Raw genomic sequence first — 22,721 nt, forward strand, 5'->3', positions numbered from 1 at the left:
GGTGCTTATTAGACTAAAAATAAATTTTTAATCACTGAGGCTTTATTATTTAGCCTCTAAATTCGAGTTAGACGGCATCGAGTGTGTCGGTATGTTTTTCGTTGCCGGTTGAAATTAGAAATGCAGTGCCACTTATCACTAGCATCATTATTGCTAGCGTCCATATTCCACTTGATAGGAGCAAGGTTGATAGCGCGGCGATAATGGAACTGCCGATAGATTGAGATGCACCAATGAACGCAGATGCGATTCCTGCTTTTTCTGGGAAATAAGCCATAAAACAGGCGTTGGAGTTACCAAAAATTCCGCCAAGTGAACCACTCGCGATAATAAAACCGGTGGCCGAGAATACCCAGCTTTCAGGCATCACCACTTGAGAGGTGAGCAGTATTAACAGACCAAATACTTGCAAACCTACAAACAGAGACAAGAGTTTTTGTGGGGAATGATTATTAAGAAGAAAAGCGTTAATACGGTTCGCAACGATGCTAGCAATAGTGTTGACCAAAAGTATTCCTGCAAACATCTCTTCACTCAAACCGTAGTGCTCGATATAAATCATGGAAGAGTTTGTTAGAAAAATCATTAATGCAGAGAATGTCGCAGCCAGAATAATCGCGTATTTTCTTGCTTCGCGAGTGTTAAAAACTTCAATAAAACCTTGGGTAATACTTGGTGATTTCTGGTGCGCCGGTTTATTAGTTTTAGGAATAGATACTGCCCCGATGAAGGCTGTGATAACGGCAAATAGAGACATTAGGATGAATATCCAAGTCCAACCTAGCGTTTTTAAAACCAATGTACCGAATATTGGTGCAACAGCAGGTGCAACCATCATGATTAGAGCGACTAGTGTGAATAGTTTTGCGGCTGCTTTACCGGAAGCAACGTCGCGAATAATGGCCGGAACACATACAAATGCAATACCGCCACCGAATGCTTGAAGGCATCGACCAACATAGAGGATTGTTAAATTTCCAGCCCCAGCAATAACAAAACCGCCAACGACGAACAGAGTCAAACCTAGCATCATGCTAAATCGTCTTCCCGCACGGTCACACAGTGGGCCACCGAACATTTGGCCAAGTGCCATTACAAAAATGTAAATACTGACCGTTATAGCAACTGAACCAGTGACAACGTTAAGGTCACTAGCCATTTGTGGAATCGCAGCTAAATAACTGTCAGTGGCAAGGGGAGACAGTGCAAAAACACTGGCAAGAAATAGAACTAAAATAAAAGGGACAGCGTTGGATTTCATAGTTATCTCATCTTTGTAAAAATATTTATTGTTGCATCCACAACAAAAATAAACATAACACCTAGTTGTTGTGCGTGCAACAATTGGGAATGCTAAAGAGAGAATTACGATTAAGAGATTGATCTTAAACAATTGTGTTGCGTATTTATTTAACAGATGTTGGCAAAAATGACAGTGTTTGTATCGGGATTGTTGCGTAATTCTTTCGTTGAATTTTCGTCTAGTTTTTCATTTCGGAGAGTGAATTTAAGGCGTAACTCTCCAACCGCAGTGAGGCAGAGAGTCGTTCAGGCTTTAACGGTTTTTTACTCAGAATATTGGTGCCGAAAGTGCTCGCGATTCGTTTCAATGTCTATGTCCTAGACTGGTGCATAATATTGGGTAATCACTTAAATAGTGCGGGGATTAACATTAATACCATGAATTTAGGGGTATTTTAGTGGCACGAGGTTTGCAAATTACTTATTCAATGACTCACAGTAATATCTCATAGTGAATTGACGATCCTGGAATAGTAATGACTGAAAACCTTGTCATTTCATTCCTCAAAATGCTGATTATGGTGATTTCACTAGCGTTTATTATCACGCTCTAAATTAGAGGGAGCTTTTTTGGAAATAATACCAGTTTGGGATGCTCATACCTGCGTCCCGTTAAATCCCACATACGATTTAGCCTCCCTTGAGCGCCATATAAGCAATGGTGCGTATTACATTTCAATTAATATTGGCATGGATTTTAATCCCCTTAGCGAAATTATTCAGATAATCGCTGGTTTTAGAAAACGCATCAGCGAATTAGATTTTCTTGTTCAAGTAAACAGTTTTGCTGATGTAGAACGTGCCCAACGTGAAGGTAAATTAGCCATCTCTTTTGATTTAGAGGGTGGAATTCCTTTGCATGAAAGTCCAGCTATGGTGGATTTATTTGCCCATTTAGGTGTGAGACAGGTCCACTTGGCGTACAACCGTAGCAATTCTTTGGCTGGTGGATGTCATGATGAAGACACGGGGTTAAGCGTTAAGGGACGGGCGATCGTCGATGCAATTAACGCAAACAATCTATTTATGGATGTTTCGCATACTGGTTATCGAACCTGTATGGATATTTTTGAATATTCATCTAAGCCAGTCATTATTAGTCATGGTAACCCTCGATCCTTAAAAAACCACGGTCGGAATTACCATGATGATCAGCTACAAGCCTGTGCTGAAACGGGTGGTGTTGTCTGTATTAACGGCGTAGCGCGGTTTCTCAACTGTGAGCAGGCTAGTGCACAAAGCATGGTTGAGGCGATTGACTATGTGGTGCAACTTATTGGAACTAAACATGTTGGGTTAGGGTTGGATTATGTGTATGACGAGCATCTTGATACAGGGCCTGAAGGGTTAGATCTCGGTTACTGGTGGCCGAAACAGCACGGATACGATAGTGCTAGCGATGGATTTTTGAATTTATTGTTTGCGCCTCCAGAACGTTTTCAGGAGATTGCCCGTCTGCTTGGACAGCGTGGGTATAAACAGTCAGATATTCATTCTATTATGGGCGGCAATATGCGTGCACTTGCAAAAGAAGTTTGGAGTAATTGAGGAGGCATAAGAAACAACACAAAGTTAATGGCGATTAAGAGTCAGAAAATGACATGGACAGAATATTTTCGGAGGCACAATGAAGTTATTTGTTAATAAAGCCCAGCGTTTGCTTAGCATCGCAAGTTTAGCTCTGGCAATTTCCTCGGGGGCTGTGTTCGCTGCTACCCCAAAAGATTCTCTTATCGTAGGTTGGCAATTCGATGACATCATTTCTTTGGATAGCGCTGAAGTGTTTGAATTCTCGGGCGCAGAGATTGTTGGTAATAGCTACGATCGACTAATTGGGTTTGATCCTAACGATGTGTCGAAGATACATGGCGTCGCGGCAGAAAGTTGGACGGTGAGCGAAGATGGTAAAACCTTTACCTTTAAAATGAGAAAGGGTATCAAGTTTTCTTCAGGTGATGAGTTAACAGCAGAAGATGCCGCATTTTCATTACAGCGTGCCGTTATCTTAGATAAATCCCCAGCTTTTATTTTAACCCAGTTTGGTTTCAACGCTGAAAACGTCATGGATAAGATTAAGTTTCTCGATGATGACACATTGACCATTGAAACTGATAAAGCGTATGCACCGACATTTGTGCTTTATTGCTTGTCTGCCACTATCGCATCAATTGTTGATAAAGACGAAGTAATGAAACACGAAGTAGACGGTGACATGGGATTTGCGTGGTTGCGAACTCACTATGCGGGTTCAGGACCATTTAAAATCGAACAATGGAAACCGTCTGAAATTGTAGTGCTGAGTGCCAACAATGATTATTGGGATGGTGTACCGCAGATGAAGAACGTGTTTATTCGTCATATCGGTGAGTCTTCTGTACAGCAACTACTGCTAGAGAAAGGAGATATTGATATTGCGCGTAATCTAGAAACTGAGCAGTTGAAGAGCGTTGAAGGTAACGAAGAGATCAAGTTACTTAAAAAAGGTAAAGGCGCACTTTATTATCTTTCAATGAATTTAAAAGATCCTATTTTAGCGAAACCAGAAGTGCAGGAAGCCTTGAAATATCTGATCGATTATAAAGGATTAGAAGACACAGTTTGGGCTGGTCGTGGACAAGTTCAGCAAGCATTTCTACCTAAAGGGTTCCTTGGTGCGTTAGAAGAGCAACCGTTTTCTCTAGACATAGAAAAGGCGAAAGCACTACTCGCAAAAGCGGGTTATCCTGATGGTTTCGATATTGAAATGATTGTGCGCAATGCTCCTATTCGTATTGATACGGCTAAATCGATGCAAACTACTTTTGCGAAGGCAGGGATCAACGTCAAGCTTGTTCCTATGGACGGTAAGCAAGTGTTAACCGTATATCGAGCTCGTAAACATCAACTGTTTTTTGGCGCTTGGGGGCCGGATTATCAAGACCCACATACCAATGCAGATACGTTTGCTAAGAACGTAGATAACAGCGATGATGCGAAATCGAAACCTGTTGCATGGCGTAATGCTTATGCACCAGTAGATATGACTAAAAAGACATTAGCGGCTGTTACTGAACCAGATGCTGAAAAACGTGCAAATATGTATATTGAACTTCAGAAGCAACACCAAAAAGAAGCTCCGTTTGCATTTATTATGCAGGAACAAGAAGTATCAGGAATACGTGCAAACGTGGATGGCTTTGTGTTAGGTCCTTCATTTGATAACAACTCATACAAAGATGTTGTGAAGAAATAATGGAAAAATCAGTATCAAAAGGCGGCATTATGTCCGTCTTTTTTTCTTCAACTTATACCAAAAAAGTTAAGCCATTCATGCATTTTTTTGCCATGTTAGCGTTAACTTTTTTGGGGTTACTGTTACTCACATTTGTCATTGGCCGGCTGATGCCCACCGATCCTGTGATTGCAGTTATAGGTGATAAAGCACCGGAAGCTTTGTATCAGAAGACTTATCACGAAATGGGTTTAGATAAGCCGATAGCGGTTCAATTTATTTATTACCTAGGTGGTGTTGTCAGTGGTGATTTAGGGACGTCTGTCCGCACTGCGAATCTTGTGTCAGATGACATTCTAACCTATTTCCCAGCGACCTTAGAGCTTGCGACGTTGGCGACGTTTTTTGGCATTATATTTGGTATCCCTGCTGGCGTATTGGCTGCAGTTAATCAAAACAAGTGGATCGATAATCTCGTGAGAGTACTAGGGCTTATTGGCCATAGTGCACCGATATTTTGGTTAGCCATGTTAGGAATCGTGGTTTTTTACCAGCATTTAGACTGGGTTGCCGCTCCGGAAGGTCGATTGAGTGTGATGTATGAATATACCCTACCAAAAGTGACAAATATGGTGTTGGTAGACACGATACTCGCCGGAAGTTGGGATGCATTTAAAGATGCATTTTCCCATATCATTCTACCTGCATCGCTGCTTTCTTATTACAGCGTTGCGTATTTAAGCCGCATGACTCGTTCTTTTATGCTCGACCAGCTCCAGCAAGAATACGTTACCACTGCACGAGTTAAAGGTGTGTCGGAGAGAGTGATTATATGGCGGCATGCTCTTGGGAATGCATGGGTACCACTTATTACCGTCATCGCACTGACTTATGCCACATTGCTCGAGGGCTCGGTACTCACGGAAATTGTATTCTCATGGCCTGGTTTAGGGCGTTATATTACCGACAGCCTGTTGGCCGCCGACATGAATGCGGTATTGGGTGGCACCATAGTGGTGGGTTTAGTGTTTATCTTATTGAACTTAACCTCAGATTTACTTTATAAAGTTCTTGATCCAAGAGCTAGATAACTACCAAAAAGGCTTGTTGATATGACCAAGTTAAAGGGTTGGCTACTAGCTGAAAACCCAGTTTCTAGAACTCAAGCTGTGTTAGGACGCAGTTATCTAGGGTGGTTGCGTTTTTTTCATAATCCACTCGCAATGATAGGTTTTACCATAGTTGTTGCCTTGTTGTTGCTCGCACTATTCTCTCCATATATTGCCCCGGAAGGCGTAACCAGTGGCTTAACAGGCGATGCGCTAAAACAGCAACGTTTTCTTCCACCGTCATCAGAACATTGGTTTGGGACTGATGGCCAAGCCAATGATGTTTTTAGTCGCATCATTCTAGGCAGCCGAATTACGCTCTTAATCGTTGGTATCGTTATTTTCACCGCGCCCTTATTAGGCTTTGTGATTGGAACGGTCGCTGGGTATTTTGGCGGTTGGGTTGACACGTTGTTAATGCGTATCACAGACGTATTCTTAGCATTCCCTAAGTTGGTCTTAGCACTTGCTTTAGCAGCAGCGATGGGGCGAGGGTTAGAATCTGCAATTTTTGCAATAGCGATTACATCGTGGCCTGCGTATGCGCGTCTAGCACGGGCGGAAACACTAACAGTACGTAAAATGGATTATATTGCCGCAGCGAAACTACAAGGGGCAGGACATTGGCGCTTGATATCAAAGCACATAATGCCATTGTGCATGTCGTCGTTGATTGTTCGAGTAACGCTGGATATGGCGGGAATTATCTTAACGGCAGCCGGTTTGGGATTTTTAGGATTAGGAGCGCAGCCTCCAACGCCGGAATGGGGCGCAATGATCGCCGAAGGTCGAGATTATATTCTTAGCTATTGGTGGCTTGCGACTTTTCCAGGTATGGCAATTTTTATCGTTGCACTCGGCTTTAACTTACTTGGCGATGGACTTAGGGATGTACTTGATCCAAAGTCTGGAGGACAGCATTAATGACTTCAGCATCCAATTTTTCAGACGATCTACTTGAAATTAAAAATCTTAGTGTCGAGTTTCCTTCAGTTCATGGGCCGGTAAAGGCGGTTCGTGATGTGTCTTTTCGTATGGGGCGTGAAAAAGTTGCCATAGTGGGTGAGTCTGGTTCAGGGAAGTCTCAAACTGGGCGTGCGATACTCGGACTGAGCCCCGGTATTGTAACATCAGATACATTGCGTTTTGATGGTATTGACTTGCAAAGCTTATCGTTGAAATCCTATCGGGAAATACGAGGTAAACGTATTTCTATGGTGATGCAAGATCCTAAATATTCACTTAATCCCGTTATGACGATTGGCAAGCAAATGATTGAGGCGTGTCAAATTCAGATGAAGCTATCGAAAAGGGAATCGAAAAAACGCTGTATCGAGATGTTGGAGTCGGTTCGTATTCGAAATCCCGAGCGAGTATTTAAAGCGTATCCACACGAGATTTCCGGCGGCATGGGGCAGAGAATTATGATTGCCATGATGTTGCTTTCGAGTCCAGATCTACTGATCGCCGATGAACCGACTTCCGCATTAGATGTCACCGTACAACTTCAAGTCTTAGCAATCATGGATGATCTCGTCCAAGAACGTGGTATGGGACTCATTTTGATTTCACATGATTTACCTTTGGTGGCGAGTTTTTGTGACCGAATTTTGGTGATGTATGCTGGGAGAATCGTTGAAGAATTGGATGCAAAACAACTTGATAATGCCAAGCATCCTTATACCCGTGGTTTACTTTCTTGCCTCCCAAGTAACGCAATCAAAGGCGAGCCTCTCTCGACACTAGTGCGACAAGAGAGTTGGTTAGATAGCACATTGGATAGAAAAGGAAATCTAGTATGACGTCGTCAGTTGAGCAGTCTAAATATGCAATCGAGCTGAATGACTTATCAATTCATTTTGGCCAAGGTGATGACCAAGTTAAAGCAGTAGACAAAGTGAGTTTTACAGTATTAGACCAACAGTCATTCGGACTGGTTGGTGAGTCTGGCTCAGGAAAATCGACAATCTTGCGTGGACTAGCGGGGCTGAACCAATGTTGTGGCGGTGAAATGATAATTGGTCAACAGCGATTAGACCACAAACGGACTAAAACGTTTTATAAACAGGTGCAAATGGTATTTCAAGACCCCTTTGCTTCTCTTCACCCTAGACATACGATTGATAAGATACTATCTGAACCCGTGGCGATTCATGGATTACAGAATTCAGAAAAACGAATCACTCAAGTAATGGATCAAGTGGCGTTACCGCGTCGATTTCGATTTCGCTATCCTCACCAATTATCAGGTGGCCAACGCCAGCGTGTAGCCATTGCGAGAGCGCTGATCTTGGAACCGAAAATTCTATTGTTAGATGAACCAACCTCAGCACTTGATGTTTCTATTCAAGCTGAAATATTGAACTTGCTTAACCAACTACGAGAAGAGTTATCGTTGACTTACTTATTGGTTAGCCATGACTTAGGTGTTGTGTCTTATATGTGTGAAAAAGTTGCGGTGATGCAACACGGTAAATTGGTCGAAATACTTGATGTTGATAAGCAAGGTGAAACCCACGCGAAGAATCCTTATACCATTCAATTGAATTTGGCCTCTAAAGGATACGACCGAGCCGTTATTGATCAATTTATTGATCATAGTTGAAGTACAGCTAGTTGTTTTCTTCACTCCATTTAGCGATCGCCGCAATATGGCTAGGGCCGATGCCACAACATCCGCCGAGAATTGTCGCCTCAGCTTTGTGCCATTGTTTGGCGAATTCGAGATACTCTAATGGTGATAAGTCGCGTGTTGTTTGAATGGTTTCATTCGCTTGATGTTGTGTTGATATTGGGGTGAAATTGTTGGCAAACGCACCTGTTGAAATCGTTTTGTTGTGTTTGCTCAATACCGTATTTGTCACCTCCAATGCTTGGGTGATCACTTCAGGGATGGAGCAATTAAATAAAATTCCGTCAATATTGCTCTCAATAATAGCTTCTATCGCATCGGTGACCGATTCACCAGATCGCAGCATTGCAGGTTGCGCCGTGTCATCACTGAGAGAAAAGGCGTAGTAACAAGGGAGTGATGTTTCTTCTAAAGCGTGTGCAATAGCACGAGCTTCTTCTATGCTCGAAACCGTCTCCGCAAGCCACAGATCAACATATTGGTGTTGTGATTCAACCAGCGTATTTAGAATGTCAAAGGCACGTTCTGGTTCAAATAGATCTGGGCGGTATGACCCGAAAGGAGGTGGAAGAGAGCCTGCAACGAGGACATTTCGCGTCGCGTTTTCTGCTTCCTGTTTTGCGATACTTGCCGCGAGCTGAGTCAGTTGAGCTCCTTTTTCAGAATACAGAGTTTCACCTAGATGAAAGGGGACGCATGCATAGCTATTGACGGTGATAATATCGGCACCCGCTTCAATAAACCTGCGGTGAGCAAGAGCAACGAATTCGGGCGCTTCTATTAGTGCTTGTGCACTCCAAAGTGGGTTCGAAAAGGGGGCGCCAATATTTCGGAGCTCACGTCCCATGCCACCATCTAAAATCGTTATCTTTTTCATCTGCTGCGTTCTTTGTGTATACCAAATTAAGTGGTGCTAAACCTAATCTATCAAGCCGAATAAATGAGTTGTGATCCGAATGAATAGAGTCAAGTGCGGCGAAGTGTGCGAAGTCGAATTGTTATAGCTTAGTCGGTTGACGACGATCGCGAGAGAATAATAAAGGGTTCGTACTTGAAATGAAACATACGATTTGTGAGAAAGGTAACAACAGTACCGTCTCTTAATCTAAGTGGGTGACTAAGAGACGGTAATATCAAGTTAATTGAGACTACAGGCCTAGCTCAGATTTTAATTGACTCACCCATTTGGTTACGCGTGCGTCAGTTTGATCCGCTTGGTTGTCTTGGTCGATAACTAAACCAACAAACTCATCACCATCAAGCGCGGTAGACTCTTCGAATGTGTAACCTTCACTTGGCCAGCTACCCACGATCTCAGCATCAGTGTCAGCAAATAGATCGAATAACTCACCTAAGCCATCAACGAACTCTTCTGGGTAAGTTACTTGGTCGCCTAAACCAAAGAGCGCCACTTTTTTGCCAGATAAGTGTTGTCCTTCAATTTCAGGGATAAACTCTTCCCAGTTCTCAGACTCACACTGTGTCGATAATCCTGGAAGTTCTCCTTCACCAAGAGTTGGAGTACCAACGATTAAGGCATCATACTGCATTAAATCAGCCAGTTTACAGGTGTTGATATTGACAGGCTCGGCAACGTCGCTGCTGGCGAATTTCTCGTGAATCAGTTGGGCTACGGCTTGTGTCTTTCCGGTTTCACTACCAAAGAAAATGCCTATTTTGCTCATAATTGTCTCCGTTAAATGGTTGTATAACCGCTACGTTAAAGTTGTTCTATGTAGGGTTTGATTTTAATGTTTTGATTTATCGTGTATTCATTCAAATAAGAGTTAAGGTAAGCCTTGATGCTTAACTCTCATCGTCGTTATTTTTGCAGCGAATAGGGACATAAATTTCGACTCTGTCACCTTCTTTTACCATGGTGTCAGCGGGTAAAACCTTACCAAATATGCCAAATTTACAGCTGTCTAAATCCAAATCTGAGTAGAGTCCCATTAAAGGTGAAACGTTTATCGCTTCACGCAAACTGATGGGTTCTGGAAGATCCATTTGAATCCAGTGCCCTTTATCACCTTGAGCATGCGCGACCGAAAACTTCATGCCTTCTCCTCCAACGTCGTATCACTTGTCATCGATGCAGGTATTTTTTGTTTGCGTTGCATACCACGATCGAGAAGGCGTTTGCCGACCAAAAGTAACCCTAGGAAGATAAATCCACCACTAGGAAGTAGAGCTGGTAAGAAACCGCGGTAGTCGGGAATCAACGTAAGCTCGATGATGCTAAAACTGTCACCAAGAAGCAGCGCAGCATGAGAAAATAGGGTGCCTGAGCCGATGATCTCACGGAATCCACCTAAGAGAACTAAGGCGATGGTAAAACCAAGACCAATACCGGCACCATCAATCAAAGATGCAAATGGTTTATTTTTAGAAGCAAAGGCTTCAGCTCGTCCTAAGATGGCGCAGTTAGTTAGGATAAGTGGGATAAAGAGTCCGAGTACTTTGTGTAGATCGTGGAGCCATGCGTTCATTCCTAAGTCAACCACGGTCACTAGACACGCGATAACTAGGGTAAAAACGGGAATTCGAATCTGTGGCGTAACCCAATGTCGAATCAGTGAAATACTAATATTAGATGCAATAAGTACAACGGTTGTAACTAAACCCATTCCCAACCCATTGGTTGCTGAACTGGTGACGGCGACGAGTGGACATAGAGCCAATAGTTGACTGAAAACAACGTTATTGCGCCATAATCCATCGATAAACTGGCTTCGCAGAGACAACTTAGTCATCAAGACTCTCCTCAGAATGCGTTTGACCAATTAGGTCCGATTTATTGTTTTGGATAACTTCTAATGATTGCTTGATGCCTGCCACGACGGCTCTTGGTGTTATCGTTGCGCCTGTAAAACTATCAAATTGTCCCCCATCTTTGCTTACTCCCCATTGATCTGGAGTAGGGTTTGTTAAAGAGAGACCATTAAATTGAAGAATCCAATCACTTTTGCTGGTTTCGATATTGTCACCAAGACCCGGTGTTTCATTGTGTCCGATAACCCGCACGCCCGTGATAGTGCCGTCAGGCTTGGCCGCGACTAACAGGTTAATCGCACCCGCATACCCTTGAGGTGCGACTTGCATCACGAGAGCACTAACTTCACCGTTGAGTCGGGCACGGTAGTATGTGATGGGGGCGTCATCAACAAGCACACTTTCTTGCTCTAAGCTGGGGTCATTGTCGTAGAGTGAAATAGGTAACACTTCTGCGAACATTGCTTGACGATCTTCTTGAGCACGAAGTTCAACAGTGGGGCCAATAAAAACATCACAAAGCATCACAATAAACGCAACAACAGTAGCAAAAGCCGCTAAGCGAAGAGCTTGCTCTTTAGGCGGTCTGATCGTTGAGCTAGGAGTAAGATCGGTTTTTACCTCGATTGTTTCTGGAGTCTCGCTCATACATCCTCCGCTTGAGGCTTTTTCTGATTCATTTTCTTGTGACCATAAATAGTTGGTCGGGTAAATTGCTCAATGAGTGGATTACACATATTGCATAACAGTACTGCAAACGCTACGCCTTCTGGGTAGTTTGCAAAGCTACGAATGATCCAAACTAAGAAGCCAAACAAAAGACCGTATACCCAACGTCCTCGCGAGGTAGAAGGACCCGTAACGAGATCGGTTATGATGAAAAATGCGCCGAATAGTAAACCACCACTCACAAGGTGTTCGATCGGTGGAAACGACGACGAATCAATACCCCAAGCAATACCCGCAGGAACTAAGCAGCCTAAGAGACTTGCAACGGGAAGTTGCCAATGAATGACTTTTGTGTAGATAAGATACAAGCCACCTAAAATTAATAGTATTGCGGATGTTTCACCCATACTGCCGGCGACTATACCAAGCCCGCTATCGGCAAATCCTGTGGTCGATATACCGTGACTTGCTAATGCCGTTGCACCTGTAAAACTGTCTGCCGCGCTGGTATACCAAGTCGCTTCGCTAAGTTGACTAAAGGGAATTGGCCATTGAGTCATTTCTAAAGGAAAAGCAATCAATAGCAGCACGCGTGCTAGCATTGCTGGGCTAAACAGATTTTGACCCAAACCACCGTAACTGTGTTTACCCAGTGCAATAGCGATCACGCTGCCCATAATACCTATCCAAATAGGAGCATGGGGAGGCAGGCTCATTGCCAGAATTAACCCTGTGAGTAACGCAGATCCATCTTGCCATTCACCCTTAGTTTGAGGATTGATTCTGTGACAGATAATTTCTGTTATTACTGCAGTAAAAACACAAGCCGCAGTCAGAATCACCGCCGGCAAGCCAAACTGCCAGAAACCAAATATGGCCGCTGGTACTAAGGCATAAACAACTTTATACATCAGATCTCGGATGTGAACGCCCTGATGAATGTGGGGAGACTGTAGCATTACTTTTGATCCTCTACGGTTGTTTCAACCTTAGTACTACGGGGTTTTCTCGCAGCGCGTTTACTCGCTTTGGCGGCTTTTGCTGCTGCCTTCGCCGCTTTTGCCGCCGCTTTGGCTTTGGCTTCTTCTTCTACTCGGATACGACGAGCTTCACTGGCTTTACGCGTAGAATCGGCTTTCTGTTCTTGTTTGGTTTGTAGCGCTATCTGCTGTTTACCCCACCCAAATGTTGCGGTAAGTGGAAGAGAAGCGGGGCATGAAAATGAGCAGGCACCACACAATAAACAATCCATTACACCTGCGTCTTTCGCGGCATCGATTTTATCGTTCTGAAGGATTGGGAATAGGTTTAATGGTTGAAGTTGCATTGGACACGCGTCGGCACATTGACCACACCGAATACACGATTTTGGTTGATCGTCAGCAATTTCGTTTTTATTCAGCAGTAATAGACCGCTGCTGCCTTTGGTGATAGGGGCTTGTTTGTCGGTCACTTCACGCCCCATCATCGGACCGCCTAAAACCATACGTTGAGGTTCAGTTGTGATACCACCACATTGGTCGATGAGGTGCGAAATTGGCGTTCCTACTGGCGTCCAAATATTGGCTGGTCGAGTGATAGAGCCACCACTGACGGTAATGGCGCGGTGAGTTAAAGGTTGCCCTTCATACAAAGCATTATAAACCGCTTCACAAGTCCCCACATTTTGAATAATGATGCCTAATTCAGAAGTGAGTTTTCCGGAAGGAACTTGCTGGCCAGTTAATGCTCTGATCATCTGCTTTTCAGAGCCCATTGGGTATAACACAGGAAGAGGTTTCACCGTAATAGAGCCATCGTTTTCACACAACGCTCGCATACGTTTGATTGCTTCAGGTTTGTTCTCTTCAATTCCGATGATTGCTTTCTTAGCTTTGCACGCTCGTAACAGGATTTGAATACCTTTTAAGATATTCTCGGCACGCTCACGCATTAATCGATCGTCACACGTTAGGTAGGGTTCGCACTCACCGCCGTTAATGATTAGAGTATGAATATCATTGGCTAAGCTTAGCTTCAATTTATCCGCGGTTGGGAACATCGCGCCACCCATACCGACCAAGCCGGCATTGTGAATCGCTTCGATTAATGTTTCCTGTGATTGTTCTTCAAGCGAAAATCCTAGGGTTTCGTTGTAAGCGGTTTGCTGACTCGCTGGAATCAGCTCTATATAAGGTTGAGAACCAGTGGTAACGATAGATTCGATCACGCCATCTAAAGGCGCATGTATCGGTGCGCTAAAACGCCCATTTGCGTGGGCAATTAAGTCGTTCGCTTTAACGTGTTGGCCAATGCTCACGTCTGGAGTGGCAGGTTGCCCTAAGTGTTGTTTGAGCAAAAGAGTCAATTTGGGTGGCAAGGTTTTAAGAGACTCTATTGGCGATTCTTTGCTAAGAAACTTGGTGTCTTTTGGGTGTACGCCACCTTGAATGCGTTTGTTTAGGCTAAACATGGTGCGCCCCTAATTGACTCGTTGAAGATGATAGTACTGTCGGTTTTTGGGGCACGGATGCAAAAATAGGATCCGGTTTAAGCATAATGCCATTGTGTGGGCAGACTGGAACACATTGTCCACAACCGGTACAAGCATCAGATACAACGCCATGAAGTTGAAAATTCGCGCCAACTATGGCGTCGAATGGGCAGGTCTTAAAGCAGCGACCACAACCATCGCATGTGTCGGGGTCGATTGCGGCAACCATAGGAATAGCGAGGCCATCTTGATCCAGTGGAATATCAAGCTTTTCAGCGATTTGGCTGGCAACAAGGTTACCGCCTGGTGGGCAAAAGCTAGGTGGAATTTCACCTGCAATAACCGCTTTTGCCGCTTCTCCGCATCCTGGGTAGCCACATTGTCCACATTGTGCATTCGGTAACATTGCCGTGATGGTTTCAACTAATGGATCAGACTCAATGCGCCAGTGCTGTGCTGCGACACCTAATAAATAACCAATTGCACCTGCTAGGATAGGAAAAGCCAGTGTATAAATAATCATAAGTTTAAGCTCCTTATCCTGCGATGCCAGCAAAACCAGCGAACGCCATTGCCATGACACCCGCAGTTATAAAGGCGATAGGTGAGCCAGCGAAGAGTGATGGAACACTATTGAGCTCTAAACGAGTTCGAAGACCGGCAAATAAAGTGATGACTAAAGTGAAACCCACAGCGCTAGAGAAGCCATAAAGTAAACTTTCAAGAAACGTTAACTGCTCTTGAATGACCAAGATTGCGACACCTAATACAGCACAGTTTGTCGTAATCAAGGGCAGGAAAATACCTAAAATTCTATGTAGGGAAGGGCTCTGTTTCGCAATATATAGCTCGGTAAGCTGCACCATTGATGCGATGACCATGATAAGCCCAAGAAGACGAAGGTAATCAAGTCCAAGCGGCTGTAGAAGCCAATGTTCGAGCATCCATGATGCGCCTGACGCCATCGTAAGCACAAAAGTTGTCGCAAGCCCCATCTCAAACGCAGATTGAACTTTATTGGAAACTCCCATGAATGGGCACAAACCCAAAAATCGAGAGAGTACGACATTATTTACTAAAACATTGGCAACGATGAGTAGCCCTAATTCCTGCATTCTAGCGGTCCTATAAAATAGTATTGATTAAGACTGGCCAACACAGAGTTGGGCCAGTCGAAATAACGGGTTAAATAATGCAATAAATGCTTAACCCCACCCGAGAATTGCTGAACGTACGGGACCGGCAGTTACGGTTAATGCACCTTCTGGACAATCGGTACAAAAACCACAATACATACAGTCTTCTACGTAAGTAATAACGGCAAGTTCTTTCTTTTTATCTAAACGAATGACATCCATCGGACAACTTTCAACACATTTGCCACAGCCAGTGCAAAGGTCCTTATCGATTTTTGAAATAGGCATAAAGTTTCCTTTATAAAATTTAAATTCTCTGTTGGGTAAACCAAGGCGTTGTTACTTTCATTAACGCCTGATTTATCCCTTTAATAAAATCAGTTAAGCAAATAAACGACTCGCTCTAACTGTGTTAGTGAGTTGGAAACTCCATTGGATATTTCTCTTCGTAAGACTTATCTTGTTTAGGCTTCCACGAGTCTGGTATTGGTTTCTTAGACGCGACCATTTGTCCGTCGACATCTTCCAGAACAACATGGGCTAGCCAAGAATCGTCGCGATCAGGGTAGTCTTCACGGTAGTGGTTACCACGGCTTTCCGTTCTCATTAGCGAAGAACGTAGTTTGAGTTCAGCGTTAAAAACCATGTTTTTAGTTTCATGAACAATACGTAGCTCATGTGGATCGTTAGCGACCATTTTTGGCACAATGTGGTCTCTAATGAACTCAACACTATCGAGGGCATTTTGCAGTCGTTTGCCATGCTTGATGTACATAACATAGTACGGAGTGATGTAGCTTCTTAGCGTTTCAGTTACCCAGCGTGGGCTGAAACCGCCTTTGCGTACGAGTGGAGTCAGCATTTTAGTGACAAGCCCATCGACTTGTTGCTCATCAAGCTCTACGTCGTTGGAATCCAGTGCAAAAATAGCAGCTGCGTTTCCAGCGCGAGCTCCGGTTGCACTAGCATGAGAAGTTGCACAACCAAAACCAGAATAGGTTGCGCCGACAAAATGCGAACCTAAGCTATCACCAGCAGCGTACAATCCAGGAACACCAACACTGCAGTCAGTGTCTACTGGAACAAGTCCATTCGTTGCGTGCCCATGTGACGATCCTGCCGATCCTGTTCCTGCGATAGGAACCTGAGCACCATTGCCCATTACAGCGTGGATAGGGCCTCTACCTTGGTGGATTTCGTAGTGAGCATCAATCCAACCGTGCCAAGATACGCCACGGTGAGGCACTTCATCGCCCTCTGCATTAAAGTAAGGATTCAAAAATGGAATAAATTTGGTTGCACCAGGAGCCGCTGCAGTAGCGCCACTGCTGAAGTGTTCATATAATGATTCAAATTTAGGTGCGTCTTCAGAATCAGGGAGAGGGCTAACTTCCATACTGTTTGGAGTCATCGAGCAGACCCACTCACAGCCGGTAATTTTTGCACCAACATTATAACCAAGCGCCATACCATCAGCCGTCAATCCATGAGTTGGGTAGCCTGGTGGTCTAAAACCACCGCCGCCCGCTGCAACAACAACCGATTTAGCTTTGATGATGATAGGTGTGTCGCCATCAACCGGAAGGCCGACCGCACCGACAATGACGCCGTCTTGTTTGATCAGGTCGCAGATGATTGTTCTTTCCATCAATTTGATGCGGCTTTTCTTGACTTTCTTGCGCATGGCTTTCATCCAGCCTGGTAGCCAATGCACAACTTCGCTTACTAATGGTGGGAACTTGTCTTTATCAGGTAGGTCAACATGATTATTAGGGTGAGCAAAGCGGACAACCTCGCCATCTTTTTCTTCGAACTTGACACCGTAAGATTTCAAATCAAGGAATCGCTCATAAGAATCACGACATACGATTTCATTCCACTCACGGTTGTTCATATACTCACCCAGTGCTGAGTACTGATCTAACCAAGCTTCCAAGTCGTGGCCCCAATCTTCATTGAACACCATAGTGTCACCGGCATAAGGCGTTCCGCCAGTTTTACCGATACGACCTTTATCGACAAGAATGACTTTTGCTCCTTGTTCCCGAGCCTTAATACCTGCAAAGCAGCCAGCAAGTCCCCCGCCAATGACGAGTACATCTGTTTCTACAACATGTTCAGCATTCACTAATGCTTCCTCCAGTTAATTGTTTGGGAACGTTATATAAGGGATAACGCTCTTTGCTCACGATTGTTAAAATTTTATTAAGTAACTTGTTAAGTTTTGGGAAACGTATTATTTAGCTACTCTTACTATATAAGTTACATATTGCATCTATTGTGCCAGACTAATTATTATTTAAAATCAATAAGTTAGATGGTTATTTTTCAATAATGTAGCATATCTTCTAAATGTTATTTGCATATATGCTAATGAGGAGTTAATTAGCATATATTCAAATAAAGAGGACCGTATAATTATTTGGTTAATTACGCATTAAAGTTAATAAAAGGTTAATGATAAGTTGAATATAAAATTAAATATTCAATTACTAATAATTATATTTTTATGTATTTGTTCGTTAAAAAATATATGAGGTATCTGAATGCAATATTCGGATACCTCATTATTTAAGTTAAATTATTATAAGCCTTAGCCTAGGTTTAAATTAAGTTGTTGGGTTTAAGCAGAGGTCTCGATTGTCTTGTGGTTTAATAAGTAATATCAATAAAGCTGACGCAATCGACATACCGATGAATATCATATATGTGAGGTCGTATGAACCGTAGTGGTCAAATAGAACGCCCATCGCGACAAAGCCGAAACTTCTGAAAATACTTACACCAACACGAACGTAACGCGTCACATGAGCAAATTCTTTTCGTCCATAAATTGATATGATCATCGAAGCATCAAGGTTTGGTAATCCACCGATGAGTGACGCGACACAAACAATGGCGAGAATCATCACAAACATGTTGTCTGCAGAACCAAAAAGGAAGGATAAGCCTGCTAAACCAAAAGTTAGTGATAGGAAGAAACATGCAGTTGTCGTTGAGAATTTATCATCCAACCAACCCCAAGCATAACTAAGAACCATACCCAAAAGTGAAGCAAACGTTAACGCAAGTAAAGCGGTAGGCATTGTTAGACCGACATCCAAAAGACGTGGTATTAGTTGGCTCATGACACCAGTGATCATTAAGTTCAATAAACCAAATGAAACAACGTACAACCAAGTCTTTTTGTTGGTAAACATTTTTTTCAGTGGCCAATCGGTTTTAGTACTTTCCATTTCGATTTTTAGCGCTTGAATCTGTTCTTCAGTTAAGTCAGCACCGTCTGGAGCAAGCCCAACATCTTCTGGCTTATCAACGATAACTAGGAAGCCTATGATGGCAAGTATAATGACTGCGATACCAACACCGGTATAGGCAAATGCAAAACCTTGTGCACCCATTACGTTACCAACAGCAAGGTTAAACGTTGCGCCACCAAAAGGTGCGCCTATTGTCGCTATGCCTAAAGCTCTACCTCGTTTTTCAACAAACCAGTTTGAAAGAAGGACAGGAGGGAGAGCGAATAAACTTGCTGCAAAGATTTGAACAATTGCAATATATAGAGAGAATTCGCTAAATACCCCAGCTTCACCAGCTTGCGCCATAAATATTGTTACGATACCGAGCAAGAGCAAGGAGGTTGACAATACTTTACGCACACCACCTTTGAGAACTAATGTCCCCAATAACCAGATCGAAAAGATAGAAATTATCGCGCCTATTGATACAGCGGAAGTTATCTGTCCTCTAGACCAACCATTCATCTGTTCTAATGCAGGGAGAATAGTGTTTAGAGCATCATTTGTAAGAGATACTGAGAAATAAAAAGTTAAAAATGAAAAGACAACGTTAATTATGCTGTAATATTTAAAGCTTTTTCTTTTGTTCATATTAAATATATTCCTGTTAATTATTAAAGTAGGGTATTTGTAATCACGAATCATTCTTATTTATTTAAATTGCAATAATTTTAATTAATAAATATATGTGACCTATATCTATTTATTGAAAAACTCTATATGTGACGAAGGTCTATTTATTGGAAAATAATAATTATTGATATTTTATCTATTTATTTATTGTTATTTATATAGCATATTTCGCGCCAGATAATATTATGTGGAAAAACAGCGAGTTAAAAATATATAAATTAGATTTTGTATATATGCTAATTGATATTTGAATATTTACTAAAACCAACTCCAATAATTGCATATATGCTAATTTATTGCTTTTTGCGAGTTCATTTGAGATAACTAGATGAAATTAAGCCTTAGAAGAATTAAATATGATGAACAGAGATGATTTCTTTAGGCAGGCTACATTGGCTATGTGCAGTAGCCTTGATAGTAATGTAGCGCTTTACCGGTGTTTTAAGTTTCTGAAAAAACATATTCCTTTGGATTTAATCCAAATGAACAGTCACGATTCAGAGACGGGAAGTATGAATTACTTTGCTGAAGCTGATAATCGCGGTGGAAGACCGTTAGAGCGGTCAATTAATGTATCGACCAGTATTATCGAGCAGATGAACCATGGTTACCAAGATGTTGTTTATACCAATACACCGGGTGAAGGTGATATAGAGAACATAAAAAGACGCGCGATTGATCTTTGGGATTCATCAATTTTAACCCTTATATTGAGATCGGAAGGCCAATTACTCGGCGCTATCGATTTTATCGCAAAAGGCGCGAATAGGTTTAGTGACGAACACGTTGAACTTATCAGAATGCTAAAAGACCCGTTCATTATTTCTATGTCCAACTGTTTAATCTATATCGAGTTATCAAAGCTCAAAGACAGTCTTGTGGATGATAATCGTTACTTTAGTAATGAACTTATGTTACAGGCCGGCAGAGAAATAGTTGGTGAGCGAGCGGGCCTAAGTCATGTGATGGAGCAGGTTGCTCAGGTTGCGTCTCTTAATACAACGGTGCTTATTTTAGGTGAAACGGGTGTCGGTAAGGAGCTGATCGCGAATGCAATTCACAGCAGCTCGCAGCGAAGAGATGGCCCTTTTATAAAAATTAACTGCGGTGCTATTCCTGAATCATTAGTTGATAGTGAACTTTTTGGCCATGAGAAAGGCGCGTTTACCGGAGCGGCTACGTTAAAACGTGGGCGTTTTGAAAGAGCAAATGGTGGGACTATCTTTCTCGATGAAATGGGTGAACTGCCTTTAGAAGCACAGGTTAGGTTGCTTCGAGTCATTCAAAATCGAGAGATAGAGCGTGTTGGTGGAACGAGTACCATTCCAGTGGATATTCGTATTATTTGTGCAACACACCAAAATATCGAGGCTCTAATTAAAGAAGGTAAGTTTCGTGAGGATCTCAGTTTCAGGATTAATACATTCCCTATCGTTGTTCCGAGTTTAAGGGAGAGAAAGAATGATATCCCCGAACTTGTGAACTACTTCTTGAATCGAAAATCCCAAGAACTCGGTATAAAGTCATACTCTACGTTAACGAAAGCAGCACTCGATCGTCTTGTTTCATATAACTGGCCAGGTAATGTTCGTGAGTTGGGAAATGTGATTGAGCGAGAGCTAATCCAAAATAAAACGGGAACGCTGCAGTTCAAAGAGATCAATGCGTCTAGACGAACTATCGAACCCATGAAAAATGTGGCTAGCTTTGAACAATATGCCTCACTAGATGATGTAATGACTCAACACATCAAAGATACGCTGAATAAGACGAAAGGTAAGATTCATGGTCCAAATGGCGCGGCGGAGCTACTTGACATTAACCCCCATACGTTAACTAAACGTATGGAAAAGTTGGGTATCCTTTACGGGCGGAAGTTCAAAAAATGCAGCGACTCTGAAAGTTCTAGTCAATCTAGAGTGTAACGACTGTAAGACATGAATTAAAGAGAGAGCACTAGGTATGAGACATGACCTGGTGCTCTCTTTTTTATTGAGACAGCTATTCACACGGTGGGGCTAAGTGAATGACGGCTAATCCGCCTTGCGATGTTTCACGGTATTTCTTATTCATATCTTTTCCAGTCTGATACATAGTCGCGATGATATTATCCAATGAAATAATGTGTTTACTGGTTCTTTTTAGAGCCATGCGAGACGCATTGATGGCTTTAATTGCTCCCATAGCATTCCGTTCGATGCATGGAACTTGCACTAAGCCACCAATTGGATCGCAGGTCATTCCAAGAGAGTGCTCCATTGCGATTTCGGCGGCGACACAAATCTGTTCGTTACTGCCACTCAGCAGTGCCGTTAATCCCGCAGCCGCCATCGATGATGACACGCCTATCTCCCCCTGACAGCCGACTTCTGCTCCAGAAATAGACGCATTCATTTTATATAGCATTCCAATTGCACCAGAAGCGGCAATAAAATCTTTTAATTGTTTGGTATCAAGAGGACGGATAAATTGGTTGTAATACATTAAAACAGCGGGAATAACCCCTGACGCACCATTTGTCGGCGAGGTGACGACCTGACCACCACTCGCGTTTTGCTCACTCGCAGCAAAAGCATAGCCATTAATCCAGTCCATAATTTCCATTGGATCTTTGGTTAGTGATTGATTCGATTCTAATTTTTTGAACAATGCGGGAGCTCTACGGGTGACGTTGAGGCCGCCCTCTAAAATGCCTTCAGTGCTCAATCCGTCATTAACGCACGTGCGCATTACTTGCCAAATATAGTCTACCTTTTGATCGATTTCGGAGTTATTCCGAAATGCCAATTCGTTACGTAAAACCAAGCTACTAAGACAGTATCCATTATCATCGGCCTGTTGTAATAACTCTGATGCAGAGTGAAATGGAAATTCAACATCAATATTATGTTGAGGATCGCCATGTTTTAGCTCTTGCTCAGTTGCAACAAACCCACCTCCAATTGAATAGTAGGTTTCTTTGTCTACGAGCTCACCAGCAGAGTTAAACGCCGAAAAAGACATGGCGTTCTCATGCAATGGCAAATAATGACTATGAAATAAAATGTCTGCCGTAACATCAAAGGTAATGTTATGTCGGCCTATAAGAGGGAGAATGTTAGCGCTGACACTCTTCTCCATCACTTGATGGGCAGTAGCTATGTCGATAGTGTCTGGTCGATTTCCTAACAACCCAAGAACGACCGCTTTGTCTGTGTGGTGTCCTTTTCCCGTTAGAGACAGCGAACCGTAAAGTTCTATCTGAATCCTACTTATTTTCTTGAGCACCGGGAGAAGTTTATTCCCAAATTGGTACCCCGCGATCATAGGTCCATTGGTATGAGAGCTGGAAGGGCCAACTCCGACTTTATAGATATCAAATATGGATAACATAATTTTATCCTTACCACCTTTGTACAAGGGAGTGAAAACTGAGAATTCAGAGTATGTTTCCAATAGTAAACAAAATGAGGGTGGAATCAATAAATATCATAGAAGAAAATATA

Annotated in this window: 21 protein-coding genes; 7 read left to right on the forward strand and 14 right to left on the reverse strand. The window is 42.8% G+C overall.

Annotation, left to right across the window (positions count from 1 at the left end):
* Nucleotides 1–67 precede the first annotated feature (67 nt).
* Complete coding sequence (locus tag ACXJY6_RS02430; protein ID WP_458767232.1) at nucleotides 68–1,261, reverse strand: multidrug effflux MFS transporter; 1,194 nt, start codon at nucleotides 1,259–1,261, stop codon at nucleotides 68–70.
* A 611-nt stretch (nucleotides 1,262–1,872) separates the two neighbouring features.
* On the opposite strand from ACXJY6_RS02430, the gene ACXJY6_RS02435 reads away from it, so the two are divergent.
* From ACXJY6_RS02435 to ACXJY6_RS02460, 6 genes are all read left to right on the forward strand, one after another.
* Complete coding sequence (locus ACXJY6_RS02435) at nucleotides 1,873–2,850, forward strand: dipeptidase (RefSeq protein ID WP_458767233.1); 978 nt, start codon at nucleotides 1,873–1,875, stop codon at nucleotides 2,848–2,850.
* Between the two features lie 79 nt (nucleotides 2,851–2,929).
* The gene (locus ACXJY6_RS02440) at nucleotides 2,930–4,534 is read left to right on the forward strand and encodes an ABC transporter substrate-binding protein (protein ID WP_458767234.1); all 1,605 of its coding nucleotides are present in this window, start codon (nucleotides 2,930–2,932) and stop codon (nucleotides 4,532–4,534) included.
* Entirely contained in the window at nucleotides 4,534–5,604 is a 1,071-nt protein-coding gene (locus tag ACXJY6_RS02445; protein WP_458767235.1) for an ABC transporter permease, read from the forward strand. The genes ACXJY6_RS02440 and ACXJY6_RS02445 overlap by 1 nt, the downstream gene beginning before the upstream one ends.
* Before the next feature lie 21 nt (nucleotides 5,605–5,625).
* Complete coding sequence (locus ACXJY6_RS02450; protein WP_458767236.1) at nucleotides 5,626–6,546, forward strand: ABC transporter permease; 921 nt, start codon at nucleotides 5,626–5,628, stop codon at nucleotides 6,544–6,546.
* Nucleotides 6,546–7,424, forward strand: a complete 879-nt coding sequence (locus tag ACXJY6_RS02455; RefSeq protein WP_458767237.1) for an ABC transporter ATP-binding protein — start codon at nucleotides 6,546–6,548, stop codon at nucleotides 7,422–7,424. The genes ACXJY6_RS02450 and ACXJY6_RS02455 overlap by 1 nt, the downstream gene beginning before the upstream one ends.
* The gene (locus ACXJY6_RS02460; protein ID WP_458767238.1) at nucleotides 7,421–8,227 is read left to right on the forward strand and encodes an ABC transporter ATP-binding protein; all 807 of its coding nucleotides are present in this window, start codon (nucleotides 7,421–7,423) and stop codon (nucleotides 8,225–8,227) included. The genes ACXJY6_RS02455 and ACXJY6_RS02460 overlap by 4 nt, the downstream gene beginning before the upstream one ends.
* Before the next feature lie 7 nt (nucleotides 8,228–8,234).
* Here the strand turns inward: ACXJY6_RS02460 and ACXJY6_RS02465 are convergent, their stop codons facing one another.
* The 12 genes from ACXJY6_RS02465 to ACXJY6_RS02520 all read right to left on the reverse strand — a co-directional run bounded on the left by ACXJY6_RS02465 (nucleotide 8,235) and on the right by ACXJY6_RS02520 (nucleotide 19,194).
* A complete protein-coding gene (locus ACXJY6_RS02465) occupies nucleotides 8,235–9,131 on the reverse strand; it encodes a homocysteine S-methyltransferase family protein (protein ID WP_458767240.1) in 897 nt (298 codons plus the stop codon).
* 271 nt (nucleotides 9,132–9,402) lie between these two features.
* A complete protein-coding gene (locus ACXJY6_RS02470) occupies nucleotides 9,403–9,939 on the reverse strand; it encodes a flavodoxin (RefSeq protein WP_458767241.1) in 537 nt (178 codons plus the stop codon).
* Between the two features lie 121 nt (nucleotides 9,940–10,060).
* The gene (locus tag ACXJY6_RS02475) at nucleotides 10,061–10,312 is read right to left on the reverse strand and encodes an RnfH family protein (protein WP_458767242.1); all 252 of its coding nucleotides are present in this window, start codon (nucleotides 10,310–10,312) and stop codon (nucleotides 10,061–10,063) included.
* A complete protein-coding gene (locus ACXJY6_RS02480; RefSeq protein ID WP_458767243.1) occupies nucleotides 10,309–11,007 on the reverse strand; it encodes an electron transport complex subunit E in 699 nt (232 codons plus the stop codon). Before ACXJY6_RS02480 ends, ACXJY6_RS02475 begins: the two co-directional genes overlap by 4 nt.
* On the reverse strand, nucleotides 11,000–11,674 hold the full coding sequence (rsxG, locus tag ACXJY6_RS02485) for an electron transport complex subunit RsxG (protein ID WP_456052740.1): 675 nt from the start codon (nucleotides 11,672–11,674) through the stop codon (nucleotides 11,000–11,002). Before rsxG ends, ACXJY6_RS02480 begins: the two co-directional genes overlap by 8 nt.
* Nucleotides 11,671–12,654 carry an RnfABCDGE type electron transport complex subunit D gene (locus tag ACXJY6_RS02490; protein ID WP_458767244.1) on the reverse strand — a complete coding sequence of 328 codons (984 nt, stop codon included), beginning with the start codon at nucleotides 12,652–12,654 and terminating at the stop codon, nucleotides 11,671–11,673. The genes rsxG and ACXJY6_RS02490 overlap by 4 nt, the downstream gene beginning before the upstream one ends.
* On the reverse strand, nucleotides 12,654–14,147 hold the full coding sequence (gene rsxC, locus ACXJY6_RS02495; protein ID WP_458767245.1) for an electron transport complex subunit RsxC: 1,494 nt from the start codon (nucleotides 14,145–14,147) through the stop codon (nucleotides 12,654–12,656). Before rsxC ends, ACXJY6_RS02490 begins: the two co-directional genes overlap by 1 nt.
* Nucleotides 14,140–14,691 carry an RnfABCDGE type electron transport complex subunit B gene (locus ACXJY6_RS02500; protein ID WP_458767246.1) on the reverse strand — a complete coding sequence of 184 codons (552 nt, stop codon included), beginning with the start codon at nucleotides 14,689–14,691 and terminating at the stop codon, nucleotides 14,140–14,142. Before ACXJY6_RS02500 ends, rsxC begins: the two co-directional genes overlap by 8 nt.
* A 13-nt stretch (nucleotides 14,692–14,704) precedes the next feature.
* Nucleotides 14,705–15,283, reverse strand: a complete 579-nt coding sequence (rsxA, locus tag ACXJY6_RS02505; protein WP_456052736.1) for an electron transport complex subunit RsxA — start codon at nucleotides 15,281–15,283, stop codon at nucleotides 14,705–14,707.
* Between the two features lie 90 nt (nucleotides 15,284–15,373).
* Nucleotides 15,374–15,592 carry a 4Fe-4S dicluster domain-containing protein gene (locus tag ACXJY6_RS02510; protein WP_456052735.1) on the reverse strand — a complete coding sequence of 73 codons (219 nt, stop codon included), beginning with the start codon at nucleotides 15,590–15,592 and terminating at the stop codon, nucleotides 15,374–15,376.
* 124 nt (nucleotides 15,593–15,716) lie between these two features.
* Entirely contained in the window at nucleotides 15,717–17,432 is a 1,716-nt protein-coding gene (locus ACXJY6_RS02515; RefSeq protein ID WP_456052734.1) for an FAD-binding protein, read from the reverse strand.
* Between the two features lie 481 nt (nucleotides 17,433–17,913).
* Nucleotides 17,914–19,194, reverse strand: a complete 1,281-nt coding sequence (locus ACXJY6_RS02520) for an MFS transporter (protein ID WP_458767247.1) — start codon at nucleotides 19,192–19,194, stop codon at nucleotides 17,914–17,916.
* 524 nt (nucleotides 19,195–19,718) lie between these two features.
* Between ACXJY6_RS02520 and ACXJY6_RS02525 the strand changes: the two genes are divergently transcribed.
* On the forward strand, nucleotides 19,719–21,161 hold the full coding sequence (locus tag ACXJY6_RS02525; RefSeq protein WP_458767249.1) for a sigma-54 interaction domain-containing protein: 1,443 nt from the start codon (nucleotides 19,719–19,721) through the stop codon (nucleotides 21,159–21,161).
* Between the two features lie 76 nt (nucleotides 21,162–21,237).
* On the opposite strand, the gene ACXJY6_RS02530 is transcribed toward ACXJY6_RS02525, so the two are convergent.
* Complete coding sequence (locus tag ACXJY6_RS02530) at nucleotides 21,238–22,608, reverse strand: L-serine ammonia-lyase (RefSeq protein ID WP_458767250.1); 1,371 nt, start codon at nucleotides 22,606–22,608, stop codon at nucleotides 21,238–21,240.
* Nucleotides 22,609–22,721: the final 113 nt, after the last annotated feature.

Source organism: Vibrio phycocola (assembly GCF_054404255.1).